The sequence below is a fragment of the Photobacterium halotolerans DSM 18316 genome, assembly GCF_000425165.1.
Classification (GTDB): domain Bacteria; phylum Pseudomonadota; class Gammaproteobacteria; order Enterobacterales; family Vibrionaceae; genus Photobacterium; species Photobacterium halotolerans.
This window is the reverse complement of sequence record NZ_AULG01000042.1, coordinates 1-2,467: the sequence shown is the minus strand read 5'-3', so window position 1 is coordinate 2,467 and position 2,467 is coordinate 1. Positions and strand designations below refer to the sequence as shown.

At 51.2% G+C, this 2,467-nt stretch carries 4 protein-coding genes; 3 read left to right on the top strand and 1 reads right to left on the bottom strand.

Features of this window, described 5'->3' with window-relative positions; all coding sequences use genetic code 11:
• The 3 genes from H511_RS22955 to H511_RS0109075 all read left to right on the top strand — a co-directional run.
• Window positions 1-547 (top strand): HU family DNA-binding protein (locus tag H511_RS22955; RefSeq protein WP_036759326.1); only part of this gene is annotated, 547 nt, incomplete at its 5' end.
• A gap of 474 nt (window positions 548-1,021) precedes the next feature.
• Window positions 1,022-1,603 (top strand): hypothetical protein, encoded by a 582-nt coding sequence (locus tag H511_RS0109080; RefSeq protein WP_027252021.1) that lies wholly within the window; start codon window positions 1,022-1,024, stop codon window positions 1,601-1,603.
• Window positions 1,546-2,166, top strand: coding sequence for an HU family DNA-binding protein (locus H511_RS0109075; RefSeq protein WP_155804846.1), 621 nt, complete (start codon window positions 1,546-1,548; stop codon window positions 2,164-2,166). Before H511_RS0109080 ends, H511_RS0109075 begins: the two co-directional genes overlap by 58 nt.
• A gap of 2 nt (window positions 2,167-2,168) precedes the next feature.
• Here the strand turns inward: H511_RS0109075 and H511_RS0109070 are convergent.
• A partial coding sequence (locus H511_RS0109070; RefSeq protein WP_027252019.1) for a ParE family toxin-like protein occupies window positions 2,169-2,467 on the bottom strand: 299 nt, incomplete at its 5' end.

The following is a 2,467-nucleotide window of genomic DNA, read 5'->3' as shown; positions in this document are numbered from 1 at the left end:
CCCGCCAATAGGCGATGTCAAATTCGCCTATAACGCGATTATCAATTTGTTCATTAATACCTGGATGGACGGGGGGCTGATTTATATAAAAAACTATGGCCGGTTATACCCCCTCTGGAAACCTGGGGGCCGTCCCGTGCGTAACCCGCGCACCGGCGAGGGCAAGGCCATGCATGACGTGGTGAATATCAGAGTGGCCACAAGAACGAGCAATGGCACGCGGAAATGCACCCACCGACTGACACAGGCAGGCATGGTTGACGCACTCAAAAAACACGGCTTCACAAAAGAGACCGCCAGCCTGTATGTCGGCGCGATCCTTCACATGCTGAGGCTGACACAAAACGGCAAATACCGAATTGAGTTGCGCGGGTTTGCGGTGTTTGAGGCGGTGTATCGCGGCGAAGTGGCCAGGCACAATCCAGCCACTGGTGAAAAGGTCGTCATTGGTCCGCACTATGCCCCTAAGATCACAGTCAGTAAAAAGCAGGTTCGCCGTATTACCAACGCATTTAAACAGCGGAAGCTGGCGCACCATAATTCATAGGTCATCATGAAAACAAAACATCTGGTATTGCATGACGGGCGTGTATACGCCTGCTATTTCTCTGGCTCGATAGAGTGGCGGGTTTTTGTTGGCAGGAATTACAGGGAGAAAAAACGGTGAGCAGAACGTTAAGGGATATCAGGAGCCTGCAAGACACAGGTAAATATCTGGAGCTGCCAGGCGGCGAAAACAACAATTGGCGGACGCGGATACCCCCCCGTCACGCTGAGAAGACGCCGAAACATTTGTCTGAGCTATGCAACTGGAACAAGAACAACCGGCGCAGTTACACCGACGCCGGAGTGTTGAGTGGTAGCAATTAGCTATTACACAAGATGTATAAAAAATAAGACAGTCGTGTCTAGGAATGGTGCGGCTGTCTTGATATTGAAACATTAATTAGTGTCGTTATAATCAGCTCAACAATTAGAAAAACAATTGGTTAGCGCGACCAATGTAAATAGGGATGCAGGAATGATCGATTTTAGTCGGGTTGGGTGTTTTTCAGGGAAACGAGCGTTTGATTTTGTGGTTGACCGGCTGTCAGGTAGCAGTGATGCCCCATACATGACAATCCTGTATGAGAATCTGATAGAGGATGTGATTATCACCAGTGTGCAAAGGATGGCAAAGCACCGATTTAACCGTGCGGACCTGCTGGCGTATATGGAGACAATTATTGGCCGCATTGACGACGATTTGAAAGCCCTGGAGGCTGGCAACAGCCCCACCGCCCTCCCCCCAGATGATGTAACAAACAGCCTGCGCCGTAGCCGGTTTAATTTCACAAGGTTAGGCAGCATTAGCGCCGTTGAGTTGCGCGATATCGTTCGAACGTACACCGATCTAAAAACGGCGACTGAGGATCAATTTCTGGCAGTCGATTTCATCATGGTGCGCGGCGCGGCCTGTGCCGCTCATCGTCGGTTGAAAAATAACAGCGACCACCCGTATATAGATAAACTACGGGAACGATGCCTAGATTATATTAACCACCTATGCCCATACCAGGACGCACACGGAAAAAGCACCGCACCCGCAACCGAAAAGATTTAATCCGCCATATCCGCAACAAAGCCATTGGCAACCAGTTTGACCAGTGGACCATGGAAGACATTGAGCCAGCCCTGAGAACGCTGATCCAGTATTTGTGTGACCGGCTGGCGAATGGTGACGCGCTGAACGTGGGACCGTTTGGCTACCTATATGTGCAGCAGTATCGCGCGGGTGGCCATCTAATCGTTCGCCGTGAGCAGTTCATGATTCGACATAAGCGCTCAAAACGGCGAACCATCAAGAACGCCCCTCCCCTCAATTATCAGGATTACATCAAAGATCTGATCGCAGGCGGGATGCCCCTCACGCTGGCCAGCCTGGTTGTGATCGGGTTTCTTGAAATGATTTGGGTATCGTACATATCCGGCGAGCGGTTTGAGGTGCGCGGCCTGGGCACGTTCGACGGCGTGGCCAACCCCAATAAAGCCTGGGGCGACATTCCTCACTTCAAAGTGGCATTATCCCTGCGCGACCGGCTGAATCGGGAAATCAATGATCGCGTCAGGGCCAGACTGCCTGACTGGACGCCCACGCCAAGGCAGATGGACGAATTGGGGGAATAGCCCTATTTCATGTGCCGTTCAAAATCAGCAAACGACATCAATTGCCAGGTTTCCCCCGCGTCTTTCGATAGCAGCCGGTAATATTTCCCAACATGGATGTATCGGTAGTCACGGGATTTATTAGCTACGCGTGGCGTCAAGATCTTCATGTCGAATTTTACCAGCTCAGCGTTCGCCTTCTGCACGATATCAATCGGGATGGTGCCCTTAGTTGTCAGTCTGGGTTTTTCATCAGGTGGAACATTCGTTCCACGTTTCACCGGCTTGTTTCGGTTGTGGACCTCTTGCCTTATCGCTGACT

What these genes read in the sequence shown, in the direction of transcription:
- H511_RS0109075 (WP_155804846.1), top strand. Translation starts at nt 1,546, where the DNA reads ATGCCCATACCAGGACGCACACGGAAAAAGCACCGCACCCGCAACCGA.
- H511_RS0109080 (WP_027252021.1), top strand. Translation starts at nt 1,022, where the DNA reads ATGATCGATTTTAGTCGGGTTGGGTGTTTTTCAGGGAAACGAGCGTTT.